Source organism: Oceanobacter sp. 4_MG-2023 (assembly GCF_030689165.1).
Classification (GTDB): Bacteria; Pseudomonadota; Gammaproteobacteria; order Pseudomonadales; family Oceanobacteraceae; genus Oceanobacter.
Map to the genome: position 1 here is coordinate 102,436 of NZ_JAUYVV010000009.1, position 15,036 is coordinate 117,471.

Sequence of the window (15,036 nt, forward strand, 5' to 3'; positions counted from 1 at the left end):
CAGAAAGCAGAATTTGAGACTGCAGAACTACAGGAATAACCCAGAGATTATGTCCAAGAAAATAAAAGCCATTCGCGGCATGAACGATATCCTGCCAGCGCAAAGCCCGGTGTGGCAGTACCTGGAAGGTACCGTCAAGGATCTGCTGGCTGGACATGGCTATGATGAAATCCGGATGCCGGTTGTTGAGAGCACCAACCTGTTCAAACGCTCGATTGGTGAAGTGACGGATATCGTCGAAAAAGAAATGTACACCTTCGATGACCGTAATGGCGACAGCCTGACGCTGCGCCCGGAAGGTACTGCCAGCTGCGTACGTGCCTGTGAAGAACATGGCTTGCTGTACAACCAGACCCAGCGGTTATGGTACACCGGCCCGATGTTTCGTCATGAGCGGCCACAAAGAGGCCGCTATCGCCAATTCTTTCAAGTGGGTGTGGAAACCTTCGGTATTGCCACCGCAGATATCGATGCCGAACTGATTTTGATGACAGCCCGCTTATGGCAGCAACTTGGCCTCAAGGATGTGGTCACACTGCAGCTGAACACTTTGGGCAGCAACGCCGCCCGGGCTGAATATCGGGCCGCTCTGGTGGCGTATCTCAGTCAGTTCAAGGACCAGCTTGACGAAGACAGTCAACGTCGTCTGGAAAGCAACCCGCTGCGGGTATTGGATTCGAAAGATCCCAACACCCAGGCGCTGCTGGCTGATGCCCCGCAGTTGCACGACCATCTCGATGACGACAGCCGGGAACATTTTGCCAAACTGCGTGCCATTCTGGATGCCGCCGGGGTTGCTTATGAAATCAACCAGCGTCTGGTACGTGGGCTCGATTACTACAACAAGACCGTGTTTGAATGGGTCACGGACCAGCTTGGCTCCCAGGGCACTGTGTGTGCTGGTGGCCGTTACGATGGTCTGGTGGAACAGCTGGGTGGCAAACCGACCCCGGCGGTGGGTTTCGCCATGGGGATTGAGCGGCTGATCCTGCTGCTGGAAACCCTGGATGTGATTCCTTCGGCGGTCACCCAAACCGTCGATCTGTACCTCTGCGCCATGGGTGAAGGGTCAGACATGGCCGCACTGTTGCTGGCCGATCGCTTGCGCGAAGAACACAGCTGGCTGCGGATACAGTGCCACTGCGGCGGTGGCAGCTTCAAGAGCCAGATGAAAAAAGCCGATAAAAGTGGTGCTCGTTTTGCCTTGTTACTGGGTGAGAATGAATTGGCAGCAGAGCAGATCACCATCAAGGATTTACGGAATGATGCTGAGCAGCAAACCATTGCCCAGTCCGGCTTGTCTGATTGGCTGGCTGAAGCAATGCTGTAACAGCCTGACGGCTGAACAGTGCTTACACTGGCATTAATAGATATCGAATGAACATAACGAATACGAATAAGGTAGCCAGGTCATGACAGAACTGCGTACGGATGAAGAACAGGCAGAAATGCTCAAACGCTGGTGGGATGAAAATGGCAAGAGCACGCTGATAGCCATTGTGTTGGTTGCGGCTGGCTGGTTGGGCTGGAATTATTATCAGACCCAGCAACAGACCACCGGAGAAGCGGCATCAGCGCTGTATTCCTCACTGACTGAAAAAGCCTCTGCGGCTATCATGTCTGGTAATGAGGCTGCCCAGCAAGAAGCAATTGTCCTGGCTGAGCAGCTGAAAAGTGATTTTGGCAAAAGCACTTACAGTCAGTTTGCCAGCCTGTTTCTGGCGCGCTTTGCTGCGGATAACGGTGATATGAACAGTGCGGCTGCCGAGCTGAGAGCCTTGGTTGATAGCGCTGAAGCGCCAATCAAATACCTGGCCACCGCGCGTCTGGCTGATGTACTGGTTGAACTGGATGATACCGATGCGGCGCTGGCCCTGGTGAGCGATGTACCGGACCCGGCTTATGCCCCCCAGTATCTGGAAGCCCGTGGTGATGCCTTGTTCCGCAAAGGCGACCGCGCAGCAGCCCGGGTGGCCTATCAGGAAGCGCTGGATGCTGCTGCCGTACTGGGTGTGGATACCCAGCTGCTGCAACGCAAAAGCGATTTTCTGATCGCCGCTGAGGACGCCTGATGCTGAGCGGTCTGAAATTTGGCCGCCAACGGCTGGTCGCTGGCAGAGTCACCCGCACCGGGTTACTGTTGGCCGCCGTTCTGGTCAGCGCCTGTTCTTCGCAACCTCAAACCGATGCCGAGAACCTGCCTTCATTGGGCAGTAATGGCCTGGATATTGTCTGGCGCACTCATATCGGGGATGGCCCGGGTAGCAATTACAGCCGTTTGCAAGCCGTGGCTGCGGACGATGTACTGTATGCCGCCGATACCTCCGGCTCTGTCTGGTCGCTGGCGTTGGACTCCGGTCGCACGCTGTGGCAACAGACGCTGGAAAAACCGGTATCGGCCGGTGTTACGCTGGCCGGTGAGCATCTGTTTCTGGTAACGGTTGATGGCGTGCTGCATAGCCTGACAGCTGATCAGGGCCAACCTGTCTGGCAAGCCCAATTGTCCAGTGAAGCGGTGGCCGCTGCGGAAGTGGATGACGAGCGCGTCTATGTTCACACCATTGATGGTCGGGTCTCGGCCTTTGATCGTTATAGCGGGGAACAACGCTGGTCGTATGAAACCGCGATGCCGATTCTGTCGGTACGCGGTACCGCCGCCCCTGTGGTATCCGGTGAACTGGTAATACTGGGTTTGGCCAATGGCAAGGTGATTGCGCTGGACCGGCGTTTGGGTATTCCGCGCTGGGATGTCCGCCTGGCAACACCGGAAGGTCGTTCCGAGCTGGAACGCCTGGTGGATGCAGACGGCACTGTAGTGGTTGAAAACCAACTGATTTATGCCGCCAGTTATCACGGCAAGGTAGCCGCCATCAGTGCCACGGGTGAAACGCGTTGGGAAGAAGATGGCTCAAGCTATACCAGCCCGGTGTTATCTCTGGGTAACGTCTATCTGACTCTGGATGACAGTAGTATTCGCGCATTTGATGTGTATGGTGGTGATCCGGTCTGGACCCAGGGCAGTCTGAAGGGTCGCCAGCTGGGAGGCGTCGAAGCTTACCAGAACAATCTGGTCGTCACCGACAGCGAAGGCTTCCTGTATCTGCTCAGTCAGGTGGATGGTGCCTTGCTGGCACGTTTGTCTCTTATTCCCAATGCTTTACACGTCAGCTATCCTAATCAGTCGGAAGCCACTCGCTGGCGGCAGCTGCATGGTCGTGACTTTGGTGTGCGTAGCCCCTTGCTGGTCACCGACAGGGGCGTAGTGGTCTATACCAATGCCGGTGACGTTATGCTGGTCACTGCAGAAGAATAGTCTTGCTGCTTTCATAGTGATCAGCGTTGTTTTTCCGGGGAGCTTATTGGCTCCCCTTTTTATCTGAGGTATTTCATGGTTCCAGTCATCGCTTTGGTGGGTCGTCCCAATGTTGGCAAGTCCACTCTGTTTAATCGTCTTACCAAGTCTCGCGATGCACTGGTAGCGGAAATCGCCGGGCTGACCCGCGATCGTAAATATGGTGAAGGCAAGGTCGGCGAGCGGCCGTTTATTGTTATTGATACCGGCGGTATCAGTGGTGAAGAAGTCGGTATCGATGAAGCCATGGCTTCCCAGAGCTTTCAGGCGATACAGGAAGCCGATATCGTCTTTTTTATGGTTGATGCCAGCGCCGGTATTCTGGAAGGCGACCGGATGATCGCCAACTACCTGCGTAAAAGCGGCAAGTCGGCTTATCTGATTGCCAACAAGATCGACGGCAAAAACCCCGATGTTGTATTGGTTGAAATGTACGAACTGGGCATGGGCGAACCGCTGGGCATTGCCGCAGCACATAACCGTGGTGTTTCCTCACTGATAGATCATGTGATGGATGAGCTTCATGGGGTCTCCGACGAACCGGTTGCTCACCCTGAAAACGACTGGCACTACGTTTGGGATGAAGGCGAAGAAAGCCCGGCGGAAGAAGTCGTACACGAAGAGCTCGACGTCAAAGGCATCAAGATCGCCGTGGTCGGGCGTCCGAATGTGGGCAAGTCGACGCTGGTGAACCGCTTTTTGGGGGAAGACCGGGTTGTGGTCTATGACGAAGCCGGTACCACGCGTGACAGTATTTACATTCCCTATGAGCGTCATGGCCAGGATTACACCCTGATCGATACCGCCGGGGTGCGACGTCGCAAGAATATCAGTGAAGCCGCCGAAAAATTCTCTATTATCAAAACCCTGCAAGCCATTCAGGATTGTCATGTCTGTATTCTGGTGCTGGATGCCCGTACCGGTATTGTTGAACAAGACCTGCATATGCTCAGCTTTGTGCTGAACGCAGGCCGGGCTCTGGTGATTGCCATCAATAAATGGGATGGCATGGAAGCGGATGAAAAGCAGCGCGTCAAAGATGAAATTGACCGCCGCTTTGATTTTCTGACGTTCGCCGATATGCACTTTATTTCGGCCTTGCACGGTACGGGTGTCGGCCATCTGTATGAATCGGTTGACCAGGCCTACGAATCGGCCATGGGCAAATGGCAAACCAATATGCTGACCCGGATTCTGGAAGACGCTGTGGCAACCCATCAACCGCCGATGGTACGTAATCGGCGGCCGAAATTGCGTTACGCGCACCAGGGTGGCTCCAACCCGCCAGTGCTGGTGATTCACGGTAATCTGGTGAATGACTTGCCGGATGATTACAAACGTTATCTGGCCAATACCTTCCGCCGGGTACTGGCCATCAAGGGCACGCCCATTCGGGTTGAGTTCCGTCAGGGCGAAAACCCGTTTGCAGACAAGCAGAAAGAGGTTCGCCACCGTCGCAAGAGTCGGGCAGAGGCGGTGGTCAAAACGGCGAATATTCGTCAGATCAAACTCGATAAATATCGTAAAGCACGTAACAAACCCTGAGTTGTTGCCGGGCTTAATGTTTGAAATCTTGCCCCTTACCGGTGTTGTGATAGGGTGAGCGCAAACCGCCGTTACGATTGTCGTAGCGGCGGCGCTTTTTTTGAGGTTGTCATGCCATCTCCCACTGCCAGTGTTGATTTTTACCATCGCCATGCCAAACGGCTGGCGGACTGCTATGACGGCCTGACCGTTGAGCAGGTGCACGGTAGCTGGCTGCCTCTGGTGCCTGTGCAGCCAGGAGCACGAGCGCTGGATGTCGGGGCCGGTTGCGGCCGGGATGCCTGCTGGTTAGCGCAACAAGGCTGGCATGTCACTGCGGTGGAGCCGGCAGCCGGCATGCGTGAAATAGGTCAACAGCGGTCAATGGCACTGGAAATGGGATCAGACCAGCTGCAATGGATTGATGATTCCTTGCCAGCCCTGAAAAAAGTACCGGATGAGCGTTATCAGCTGATTCTGCTGTCAGCGGTCTGGATGCATTTGTCCATCGCGCATCGGCCAGTCGCTTTGCGGCGACTGGTACAAATGCTGGCTGATACCGGTGTGATTGTGATGACCTTGCGCAGTGGTTCCGGAGATCCTGAACGACCGATGTACCCGGTCAGTGCCGTTGAAGTCAGAGCCATAGCCAAGCCTCTGAAAATCTCGGTAGAAGAGTTGACCCCAAGAGCTGATCGGGGCGATCTGCTTGAACGCCCTGAGGTCAGCTGGCAAACGGTGATTTTACGGCGCGACCGGGATAGCTGACGATGGCCGCTGGCCGGTCGGTTCAGACGGGGGTTACTTCGACCATCAACTCATCACTCAGCTGTTCCAGTGCGGCGGTCAGTGTTTCGTGATCCAGAGTGTCGGGAACCTGTAACTCTGCCCGGGCTTTGAACAGGGATAACGCAGACATTTCTGCCTGGGCGCATTCGCTGCTTAATTCCAGTACATTCACCTCCAGGGTGGCCAATACCCTGGATACGGCCTGGACAATTCCAGGGCGGTCATTACCCACCAGACTCAGGTTCAAATGGTGGCTGCTGCGGTGATCTGGCAAGCCAGCTTCGGCCCGAATCTCGATGCCCTGGCTTGCAAGTGCTGCCAGCTCGGTTTGTAACTCATTGGCAGCGGCAGACTCTTTGAGAGTCACCAGAATAATACCGGCAAACTTGCCCGCCAGATTGGCAAGATGGCTTTCGGTCCAGTTGCCATGGTGGCGACTGATCACGGCGGCAATTGTTTCAACAATGCCGGGCTTGTCATCGGCAATGACAGTCAGAACCAGAGATAACGTCATAAATAAAAAGTACCTGAAAAATGAAAAGGGCATTTTGTGATCAGGGAGGTGTCGTCAAACGCCCTGAGATCAAAAGACTAGCAAGGAGATAGGCCCTTGTCTTGGTTGAATACAAGCCGCTTGTTCTTTACCTGAACGAGCCTGGCAGCAGGGTGTCAGTACTGACTGACGCTATGGTCGCTGCCCGCTGTCTGGTGGCTCCGGGGCATTGGCCCTACAATGCTCAGCCCCGGATAGCCTGGCTGATCTTCGACTTGACAGTCCTGTCGGAGATGACGGGATGATACAAAGAGATGGTGGATTATGAATATGAATGCAAGCATAACGGCGCTCGCGATCGCAGGCCTGGTATTGCTGATGCCAATGACAGTCCGGGCCAATGACGGTCTTGAACTGACCAGCCGCGCATTTTCCGATGGTGGTGCATTACCGCTTCAATTTACCTGTGACGGTGGTGGCATGTCTCCACCGCTAAGCTGGAGTGGGGTGCCGGATGGAACCCGGTCGCTGGTGATCATTATGGATCATCAGCCCAGGCCAGGGCCGGAACCACAGCTTCCGCGAGCACCCGAATCCAGTTCCAGGCCCAATCCTGACGCTGGCAGTCGGGCAGACGGTGGCACACAGCCACCGCCATCAAAAGGACCGGAGGGCATACGCTGGTACTGGAGCATGTACAATATTCCACCAACGGTGGCGGGTACGGAAGCCGGGCAGTCGGTTGGTACACTGGGGAATAATATTGTGAACCAGAAAAACGAATATGCTCCGCCTTGCTCGAAAGGTCCGGGCATCAAAGTCTATACCTTTCATCTTTATGCCCTGTCAAAATCCTTGGATTTGACGCCCGCAGACAAGGTTTCTGCCACCATGTTGCGAAAACACATGCATGATTGGGTGCTGGCATCGGATTCGTTAAGCGTCAGCTTTGAACGGACAGCCATTCCGGCGCATGACAAAAAACCGTAAACATATCGGCTGTGAAACAGAGTCGCTTCGATAAACAATCGCTTTTTCAGGAAAATGGACACATGTTAGGACGCATTATTGTAGGACTCGTGATCGGCATGTTCGCTGGGTTTGTCTTATCCAGTGATTCGACACTACTCAGGGATAAAAGAAACCTGATGCTGGCGTTTCTCGCCTTGATCATTATTGCCTTTATCGGCTCTTCGTTTATGTTCGGCGCACTGTACGGTGTGATGGCCATCGGGGAAGTGGCGTTGGGTCATTGGCTGATACGTAAAATAAAGACGATGCCAAAATCATAATATTGCAGGCTTTCACGGCATCGACACGGAAGCCTCGTCGGTGCTTCCTACATGGCTCCATGCCCGTCGTTGCCTTGCGCTACAGCACCAGGCGTGAGCGTAACGGCACGCCTTCCATTGATCAAAGCGCCGCCATCCAGTAGCCTGTTGGGCTTTTCTGCCATTGATGAAAGAGTCCACCATGAACAAGCATTTTCCGCGTATTGAGCGTTTGCCCCCTTATGTTTTCAACGTTATCGGTGAGTTGAAAATGGCGGCGCGAGCCCGTGGTGAAGACATCGTGGATTTATCGATGGGGAACCCGGATCAGGATACGCCACAGCATATTGTCGACAAGCTGGTTGAAACGGTGCAAAAAGAAGGCACGCATCGTTACAGCCAGTCGAAGGGCATTCCACGGCTGCGCAAAGCCATGGCTAACTGGTATAAAAACCGCTACGACGTTGAGCTCGACCCGGATACTGAAGTGATTACTACAATAGGCTCCAAGGAAGGTCTGGCGCATTTGGCGCTGGCGACGCTTGGCCCCGGGGATGCAGTACTGGTGCCCAATCCGGCTTACCCGATTCATCCTTATGGTTTTGTATTGGCCGGTGCGGATATTCGCCATGTGCCAATGACTCCGGACGTGGATTTTTTTGCCGAGCTGGAAAAAGCCATCAAAAACAGCTGGCCCAAACCCAAAATGCTGGTGCTTAACTTTCCCGGTAATCCGACCGGGCAATGTGTTGAGCTGGATTTTTTTGAACGGGTGGTCGAGATGGCCCGCGAACACCAGATCTGGGTAGTGCAGGATTTGGCCTATGCGGATATCGCCTTTGATGGTTATCAACCGCCGTCGATTCTGCAAGTTGAAGGTGCCCGGGATGTTGCGGTCGAATTTTTCTCGTTGTCCAAAAGCTACAATATGCCGGGATGGCGGGTCGGTTTCTGTTGCGGTAATAAAGACCTGATTCACGCCCTTGGCAGGATCAAGTCTTACCTTGATTATGGTACATTCACTCCCATTCAGGTGGCGGCTATTGCGGCTCTGGAAGGCGACCAGTCGGTGGTGCACGAGATCTGCGAGATGTACAAACATCGGCGTGATGTGTTGTGCAAAGGCTTGAATGATATGGGCTGGCAGGTCGATATTCCCAAGGCCACCATGTTTATCTGGGCACGTATTCCTGAGCCATATCGGGCGATGGGATCACTTGAGTTCAGCAAAAAACTCTTGCTGGATGCCAAGGTCGCTGTGTCACCGGGTATCGGTTTTGGTGAATACGGCGACGACCATGTACGTCTGGCCCTGATTGAAAACGACCAGCGTACCCGTCAGGCACTGCGTGGTATCAAGCATATGCTGCGCAAGGATGGCCATTATCAGGGTGACTGAACTGGGCTGACAATTCGCACCAGGCAGCGCGATATGCGGCAAGGCAAGGCATTACAGCCGCTAAAATACAGTGAACAATATATAAAGAACGGTGATCAGCCACTGCGCTATAGCGTTCGATTTTATCCAGCAAAGAGGAGAAGACCTTGAAACCGGTAAAAGTAGGTATCTGCGGTTTAGGTACAGTCGGTGGCGGTACATTTGATGTACTGACGACCAATGCGCAAAACATTGCACGCCGGGCAGGTCGCGAGATTATTGTGGCGCAGATCGGAGCTCGTCGTCCGAATCCCGCTTACGACACCAGCACTATTCCCATGACTAACGATATTTTTGAGGTGGCCAAAAACCCTGAAATCGATGTAGTGGTGGAGTTGATTGGTGGTTATGAGGTCGCTCGTGAGCTGGTATTAACGGCGATTGAGCACGGCAAGCACGTGGTGACTGCCAACAAGGCATTGATTGCCGAGCATGGCGCAGAGATTTTTGCCCAGGCAGAAGCCAAGGGCGTGTCGGTGATGTATGAAGCCGGTGTTGCCGGTGGTATTCCTATCATCAAGGCGCTGCGGGAAGGGCTGGCCGCCAACCGTATCAACTGGCTGGCAGGTATCATCAATGGAACCGGCAACTTTATCCTGACCGAGATGCGCGATAAAGGCCGGGATTTTAACGATGTGTTGGCAGAGGCCCAACAGCTGGGTTATGCCGAAGCAGACCCTACCTTTGATGTTGAAGGCATTGATGCGGCCCACAAACTGACAATTCTGGCATCGATTGCGTACGGTATTCCGTTGCAATTTGATCGTTGTTACACCGAAGGCATCAGCAAGATTACCCGGGATGACGTTGAATTTGCAGAAGAGCTGGGCTATCGCATCAAGCACCTGGGGGTCAGTCGTCAAACAGAAAAAGGCATTGATTTACGTGTGCATCCGACCCTGATTCCGGAAGCCCGGCCGATTGCCAAGGTAGATGGCGTATTAAACGCTGTGATGGTGAACGGTAATGCCGTTGGCGATACGCTGTACGTTGGTGCGGGAGCCGGTGCTGGCCCAACAGCCTCTGCTGTTGTTGCGGATATCATTGATCTGGCGCGGACGCTGGAAGCCGATGCCTCGGTGCGGGTGAACCATCTGGCGTACAACGAAATCGAAGATGAGCAGGTCCTGCCGATGGAAGAAGTGGTCACTTCGTATTATCTGCGCCTTCAGGTGCAGGATAAAACCGGGGTGTTGGCATCGGTAGCCACGATTCTGAGTGAGCGCGGCATTAATATCGAAGCCATCATTCAAAAAGAACCCAAGGAAGGGGAAGAGCTGGCGCAGATTATTTTGCTGACTCACCGTATTGTGGAAAAAGCCATGAATGCGGCGATTGCAGCGATTGAAGCGCTGGAAAGCACCGTGGGTGCAGTAACCCGGATCCGGGTTGAGCAGCTCGACTGACAGAGACACTGGTAGCAGACAGATGATAGACACAGGCGGCCGTTCTGGCCGCCTTGTTGGTTTTTTCTCCGACGCTTTTTCTCCGCACGCAGTCAGGCGGCCGAAAGGACTCAGGCGATGGTCAGCAACGCAATCACATCATCGTGATGGCTTTTGGTTTTTACCTTCGGCATCACATGCTGAATGATACCGTCTGCACCAATAATAAAGGTGATGCGGTTGATCCCCATATATTCCTTGCCCATGAATTTTTTCAGGCCCCATACCCCATAGGCTTCGGCAATCTGATGGTCTTCATCCGAAAGCAGGTCGAAGTTGAGTTGATCGCGGTCGATAAATTTTTGTAACCGGGCGGGTGCATCCGGACTGATACCAACGGCAACGGCGTTGTGGGCTGCCAGCTCTGCCTGACTGTCCCGCAGTCCACAGGCCTGGGTGGTACAGCCTGGCGTCATGGCTTTGGGGTAGAAATAAAGAATCAGGGTTTTACCCTGGTAATCGCTGAGTGACACGGTGTCACCGCGCTGATTCAGTGTGGTAAAGGCTGGTGCCGGAGTTCCGGCTTCTGGTAAGACAAGTGCGCTGCACATAAGGCTCTCCTTATATTCGTTGGATTCATTAGCGCTGCTACAACCGCTACAGCTTGATCTTGACGTCGCTGCGAGGGATACAGCAGCACAACAAGATCTCGCCTTCATTCAGCCAGGCCAATGGGTCGTTGGCGTAATGCACTTCACCACTGAGCAGCTGGGCACGGCAACTGCCGCAATAGCCTTCCCGGCATTGAAAGTGGACATCGATCTGCTGGGCTTCAAGAGACTCCAGCAAGTTAGCTGCGTATTGGAAGCGGGCCTGATGCCCATCATTGAGAGTAATGGCAAAAACAGGCGGAGCCATACCCTCCAGCTCGAGCTGGGGTGTCTGCTCCGGCTGTTCAGGGTCACGCTCCGGCAGATATAACTCAACCTGTTGGGCAGAGCTGTCGGAGGTAGCCGGAGGGGGCTCCAACTCGAACGGTGGCAGTCCGGTGCCACTGTCCGGTTCGATGTTGCCATCCAGCTCAAAGCTGTCGTTCGCTGACGAAGACAGATCCTGGTGGTTGCTCTCCGGGGGTTGACTCATGGGATATGGACGACTCATCAAAGATCAAAGTCGCCGAGATCGTTGGTGTCAACTTCACTGTCGAGAGCACCGACCAGGTAGGAGCTGATTTCAGATTCCTGTGGAGCGACCTGGACGTTGTCGCTGTTTAACCAGGAGTTGATCCAGGGCAGCGGGTTGGAGCGGGCTTCAAAAATACGATCAAAGCCCAGGGCGGCGATACGCTGGTTGGTGATGTATTCAACGTACTGACAGAGAATATCCTTGTTCAGGCCAATCATGGAGCCGTCCTTGAACAGATAATCGGCCCATTCTTTTTCTTGCTGGGCGGCTTCGGCAAAGATACGGACAACATCGGCTTTGCACTCTTCGGCAATCACGGCAAAGTCGGCATCATCTTTACCGCGAGCAATAATTTGCAGCATATGCTGGGTGCCGGTGAGATGCAGCGCTTCGTCACGGGCAATCAACTTGATGATTTTGGCATTACCTTCCATTTTGGCCCGTTCGGCAAAAGCGAAAGAGCAGGCAAAGCTGACGTAAAAACGGATGGCTTCCAATACGTTGACGGACACCAGGGTCAGATACAGACGACGCTTGAGCTCGTGCATATTGACTTCAACGGTCTGGCCGTTGACGGTATGCGTACCTTCGCCCAGTTGCTGGTAATAATTACTCAGTTCAATAAAGCTGTCGTAGTAATGTGTCACTGAGACCGCCCGGCGAGTGATGTGCTCGTTACGGGTGATGTCGTCAAAAATCGTTGCCGGATTGGGCACGATATTACGGACAATATGGGTATAAGAGCGGCTGTGAATGGTTTCACTGAATGACCAGGTTTCAATCCAGGTCTCAAGTTCCGGCAGCGAGACTACGGGCAAAAATGCCACGTTGGGAGAACGCCCCTGAACCGAGTCGAGCAGGGTTTGGTATTTCAGGTTGCTGACGAAGATGTGTTTTTCATGATCGGGCAGATCAAGAAAATCCTTACGGTCGTTAGTCAAATCCACTTCTTCAGGGCGCCAGAAAAACGACAGTTGTTTTTCGATCAGATTTTCAAAAATCTTGTGTTTCTGTTGATCATAACGGGCAACATTGACGTGCTCGCCAAAAAACATGGGCTGTTTGAAGGTATCAAATTCGTTGCGGTTGAAGGTGGTGTAGGCCATAGCCAGTATCGTCTCGCTGGCCTGTTCGGCCGTTGTCATTCTTCGGATTGAAAAGACCCGTGTGCGCTTCCTTACACAGCGGGTTGTTGCCGGTACTATCAACATAGCGTGTTGATTGTACCGGCCTTGTGCAGTGTTAAAAGAGAATCAGTAGAAAGTACGTTGAATTTTTCGTACTAGATTTTACAGGCTCCGCCTGCGCAGTCATCGTCTTCTTCGATCACGTCTTTCTGAGGGTCTTCCATGCCATCACGGGTGTTGTGATAGTACAGGGTTTTGACGCCGTATTTATAGGCCATTAACAGGTCGCGCATCAGTTGCTGCATGGGCACCTTGTTGCCACTGAACCGGGCGGGGTCATAGTTGGTATTGGCAGAAATCGACTGATCAACAAATTTCTGCATGATACCGACCAGTTGCAGGTAGCCCTGGTTGCTGGGAATTTGCCATAACAGTTCGTAGGCATCCTTGAGGTTTTCGTACTCGGGTATTACCTGCTTGAGAATACCATCTTTACTTTGTTTGACGCTGATATAGCCCCGTGGCGGCTCAATACCGTTGGTTGCATTACTGATCTGGGAAGAGGTTTCCGATGGCATCAGCGCTGTTAGCGTGGAGTTGCGCAGGCCATGTTCCTTGATTTCCTTGCGCAGGGTTTCCCAGTCGTAGTGTAGCGGCTCATCACAGAAAGTATCGATATCTTTCTTGTAGCTATCGATAGGCAAAATACCCTGAGCGTAGGTGGTTTCTTCAAACAGCGGGCAGGCCCCCTGTTCTTTTGCCAGGCCGACGGAAGCTCGCAGCAGCCAGTACTGAATGGCTTCAAACGCTTTGTGGGTCAGGCCATTGGCTGAGCCATCAGAGTAACGGACGCCGTTTTTGGCCAGATAATAGGCGTAGTTGATAACGCCAACACCCAGGGTGCGACGACCGAGGCTGCCTCGTTCGGCGGCCGGGACCGGGTAATCCTGATAGCTGAGCAGGCTGTCGAGTGCCCGTACTATCAGGTCGGACAGCTCTTCGAGTTCATCCAGGTTGTCCAGGCTTCCAAGGTTGAAGGCTGCCAGCGTACACAGGGCAATTTCGCCACTCTCGTCGTTAATATCCATCAATGGCTTGGTTGGCAAGGCAATCTCAAGACACAGGTTGGACTGGCGTACAGGGGCTTTTTTCGGATTAAACGGGCTATGGGTATTGCAGTGGTCAACGTTCTGGATATAGATACGACCGGTACTGGCCCGCTCTTGTAACATGCTGGAGAACAGATCGACGGCCTTGATGGTTTTTTTGCGCAGGCTGTCGTCTTGCTCGTATTTGGTATACAGCTGTTCAAAACGTTCCTGATCTTCAAAAAACGCGTCGTAGAGGCCCGGGGCATCGGATGGCGAGAACAGGGTGATATTGCCGTTTTTGATCAGGCGTTCGTACATCAGCTTGTTGATCTGTACACCATAGTCGATATGACGCACGCGGTTTTCTTCAACGCCCCGGTTGTTTTTCAATACCAGCAGGGATTCGACTTCGTAATGCCAGATTGGGTAGAACAGCGTGGCAGCACCACCGCGAACACCGCCCTGAGAGCAGGATTTCACCGCAGTCTGGAAGTGTTTGTAAAACGGAATACAACCGGTGTGGAAGGCTTCACCACCACGAATCGGGCTACCCAGAGCACGAATACGGCCGCCATTAATACCAATGCCTGCCCGTTGGGAAACGTATTTGATAATGGCGCTGGCGGTGGCATTGATGGAGTCGAGGCTGTCTCCGGCTTCAATCAGCACGCATGAGCTGAACTGGCGTGTCGGTGTCCGTACGCCTGCCATAATAGGAGTGGGTAGCGATAGCTTGAAGGTCGAAATCGCATCGTAAAAACGTTTGATGAAATCGAGGCGCCGATCCTTTTCATAGCTGCTGAACAGACAGGCTGCAATCAGCAGGTACAGGAACTGGGCACTTTCGAACACTTCACCGGTAACGCGATTCTGTACCAGGTACTTGCCTTCCAATTGTTTTACCGCGGCATAACTGAAGTTCAAGTCGCGGCTGTGATCGAGGAAGGTTTCCATCTCGGCGTAATCGGCTTCGCTGTAATCGTCCAGCAGATGGCTGTCGTAGCGTTTGTTGTCGACCAGTTTGCGCACATGATCCAGCAACGCCGGTGGCTCGTATTGGCCGAAGGCTTTTTTGCGCAAATGAAAGATATTCAGGCGCGCAGCCAGATATTGATAATCCGGTGCCTGGTCGGAAATCAGGTCGGCAGCGGCCTTGATCAGGGTCTCGTGGATTTCTGAGGTCTGGATGCCGTCAAAAAATTGCAGATGGGCACGAAGTTCAACTTCGGAGACGGAGACGTTATCCAGTCCTTCTGCGGCCCAGGTAACCACTTTGTGGATCTTGTCCAGATCCAGCAGTTCCTGACGACCATCGCGTTTACTGACTTTGAGAGCGCTATTCATGTTAAGTGTGCCTGTACTCGAAGGTATTCTGATCACG

General features: G+C 53.3%; 14 protein-coding genes. 9 read left to right on the plus strand and 5 right to left on the minus strand.

From position 1 onward, the window contains the following. Window positions 1-49: 49 nt before the first annotated feature. The 5 genes from hisS to Q8W24_RS08790 all read left to right on the plus strand — a co-directional run bounded on the left by hisS (window position 50) and on the right by Q8W24_RS08790 (window position 5,644). Complete coding sequence (hisS, locus tag Q8W24_RS08770; RefSeq protein ID WP_303433366.1) at window positions 50-1,330, plus strand: histidine--tRNA ligase; 1,281 nt, start codon at window positions 50-52, stop codon at window positions 1,328-1,330. A gap of 82 nt (window positions 1,331-1,412) precedes the next feature. Beyond that, the gene (locus tag Q8W24_RS08775; RefSeq protein ID WP_305415392.1) at window positions 1,413-2,072 is read left to right on the plus strand and encodes a tetratricopeptide repeat protein; all 660 of its coding nucleotides are present in this window, start codon (window positions 1,413-1,415) and stop codon (window positions 2,070-2,072) included. Then, window positions 2,072-3,313: an outer membrane protein assembly factor BamB gene (gene bamB, locus Q8W24_RS08780; protein ID WP_305475065.1), complete on the plus strand. Its 1,242-nt coding sequence runs from the start codon at window positions 2,072-2,074 to the stop codon at window positions 3,311-3,313. The genes Q8W24_RS08775 and bamB overlap by 1 nt, the downstream gene beginning before the upstream one ends. Window positions 3,314-3,388: 75 nt before the next feature. Continuing rightward, window positions 3,389-4,897, plus strand: coding sequence for a ribosome biogenesis GTPase Der (der, locus tag Q8W24_RS08785; protein WP_305415390.1), 1,509 nt, complete (start codon window positions 3,389-3,391; stop codon window positions 4,895-4,897). Between the two features lie 111 nt (window positions 4,898-5,008). Beyond that, window positions 5,009-5,644 (plus strand): bifunctional 2-polyprenyl-6-hydroxyphenol methylase/3-demethylubiquinol 3-O-methyltransferase UbiG, encoded by a 636-nt coding sequence (locus Q8W24_RS08790; RefSeq protein ID WP_305475066.1) that lies wholly within the window; start codon window positions 5,009-5,011, stop codon window positions 5,642-5,644. A 22-nt stretch (window positions 5,645-5,666) separates the two neighbouring features. Here Q8W24_RS08790 and Q8W24_RS08795 read toward each other — a convergent pair whose 3' ends face one another. Continuing rightward, window positions 5,667-6,179: a glycine cleavage system protein R gene (locus Q8W24_RS08795; protein WP_303433361.1), complete on the minus strand. Its 513-nt coding sequence runs from the start codon at window positions 6,177-6,179 to the stop codon at window positions 5,667-5,669. Window positions 6,180-6,488: 309 nt separating this feature from the next. Between Q8W24_RS08795 and Q8W24_RS08800 the strand changes: the two genes are divergently transcribed. The 4 genes from Q8W24_RS08800 (at window position 6,489) to Q8W24_RS08815 (ending at window position 10,273) form a co-directional block, all read left to right on the plus strand. Then, a complete protein-coding gene (locus tag Q8W24_RS08800; RefSeq protein WP_305475067.1) occupies window positions 6,489-7,148 on the plus strand; it encodes a YbhB/YbcL family Raf kinase inhibitor-like protein in 660 nt (219 codons plus the stop codon). Between the two features lie 62 nt (window positions 7,149-7,210). After that, entirely contained in the window at window positions 7,211-7,450 is a 240-nt protein-coding gene (locus Q8W24_RS08805; RefSeq protein ID WP_303433359.1) for a hypothetical protein, read from the plus strand. A gap of 166 nt (window positions 7,451-7,616) precedes the next feature. After that, on the plus strand, window positions 7,617-8,828 hold the full coding sequence (gene alaC, locus Q8W24_RS08810) for an alanine transaminase (RefSeq protein ID WP_303433358.1): 1,212 nt from the start codon (window positions 7,617-7,619) through the stop codon (window positions 8,826-8,828). Between the two features lie 146 nt (window positions 8,829-8,974). Then, on the plus strand, window positions 8,975-10,273 hold the full coding sequence (locus Q8W24_RS08815; RefSeq protein ID WP_303433357.1) for a homoserine dehydrogenase: 1,299 nt from the start codon (window positions 8,975-8,977) through the stop codon (window positions 10,271-10,273). A gap of 110 nt (window positions 10,274-10,383) precedes the next feature. Here the strand turns inward: Q8W24_RS08815 and bcp are convergent, their stop codons facing one another. The 4 genes from bcp to nrdA all read right to left on the minus strand — a co-directional run bounded on the left by bcp (window position 10,384) and on the right by nrdA (window position 14,999). Continuing rightward, window positions 10,384-10,863: a thioredoxin-dependent thiol peroxidase gene (bcp, locus tag Q8W24_RS08820; RefSeq protein WP_305475069.1), complete on the minus strand. Its 480-nt coding sequence runs from the start codon at window positions 10,861-10,863 to the stop codon at window positions 10,384-10,386. 46 nt (window positions 10,864-10,909) lie between these two features. Further along, window positions 10,910-11,395 carry a class I ribonucleotide reductase maintenance protein YfaE gene (gene yfaE / locus Q8W24_RS08825; protein ID WP_305475070.1) on the minus strand — a complete coding sequence of 162 codons (486 nt, stop codon included), beginning with the start codon at window positions 11,393-11,395 and terminating at the stop codon, window positions 10,910-10,912. A gap of 17 nt (window positions 11,396-11,412) precedes the next feature. Further along, window positions 11,413-12,543 (minus strand): class Ia ribonucleoside-diphosphate reductase subunit beta, encoded by a 1,131-nt coding sequence (gene nrdB / locus Q8W24_RS08830; RefSeq protein WP_303433354.1) that lies wholly within the window; start codon window positions 12,541-12,543, stop codon window positions 11,413-11,415. A 176-nt stretch (window positions 12,544-12,719) separates the two neighbouring features. Further along, window positions 12,720-14,999: a class 1a ribonucleoside-diphosphate reductase subunit alpha gene (nrdA, locus tag Q8W24_RS08835; protein WP_303433353.1), complete on the minus strand. Its 2,280-nt coding sequence runs from the start codon at window positions 14,997-14,999 to the stop codon at window positions 12,720-12,722. Window positions 15,000-15,036: the final 37 nt, after the last annotated feature.

Bases quoted from the DNA above. Each gene is read 5' to 3' on its own strand.
- hisS (WP_303433366.1), top strand. From the start codon at position 50: ATGTCCAAGAAAATAAAAGCCATTCGCGGCATGAACGATATCCTGCCA.
- Q8W24_RS08775 (WP_305415392.1), top strand. From the start codon at position 1,413: ATGACAGAACTGCGTACGGATGAAGAACAGGCAGAAATGCTCAAACGC.
- bamB (WP_305475065.1), top strand. From the start codon at position 2,072: ATGCTGAGCGGTCTGAAATTTGGCCGCCAACGGCTGGTCGCTGGCAGA.
- der (WP_305415390.1), top strand. From the start codon at position 3,389: ATGGTTCCAGTCATCGCTTTGGTGGGTCGTCCCAATGTTGGCAAGTCC.
- Q8W24_RS08790 (WP_305475066.1), top strand. From the start codon at position 5,009: ATGCCATCTCCCACTGCCAGTGTTGATTTTTACCATCGCCATGCCAAA.
- Q8W24_RS08795 (WP_303433361.1), bottom strand. From the start codon at position 6,179: ATGACGTTATCTCTGGTTCTGACTGTCATTGCCGATGACAAGCCCGGC.
- Q8W24_RS08800 (WP_305475067.1), top strand. From the start codon at position 6,489: ATGAATGCAAGCATAACGGCGCTCGCGATCGCAGGCCTGGTATTGCTG.
- Q8W24_RS08805 (WP_303433359.1), top strand. From the start codon at position 7,211: ATGTTAGGACGCATTATTGTAGGACTCGTGATCGGCATGTTCGCTGGG.
- alaC (WP_303433358.1), top strand. From the start codon at position 7,617: ATGAAAGAGTCCACCATGAACAAGCATTTTCCGCGTATTGAGCGTTTG.
- bcp (WP_305475069.1), bottom strand. From the start codon at position 10,863: ATGTGCAGCGCACTTGTCTTACCAGAAGCCGGAACTCCGGCACCAGCC.
- yfaE (WP_305475070.1), bottom strand. From the start codon at position 11,395: ATGAGTCAACCCCCGGAGAGCAACCACCAGGATCTGTCTTCGTCAGCG.
- nrdB (WP_303433354.1), bottom strand. From the start codon at position 12,543: ATGGCCTACACCACCTTCAACCGCAACGAATTTGATACCTTCAAACAG.
- nrdA (WP_303433353.1), bottom strand. From the start codon at position 14,999: ATGAATAGCGCTCTCAAAGTCAGTAAACGCGATGGTCGTCAGGAACTG.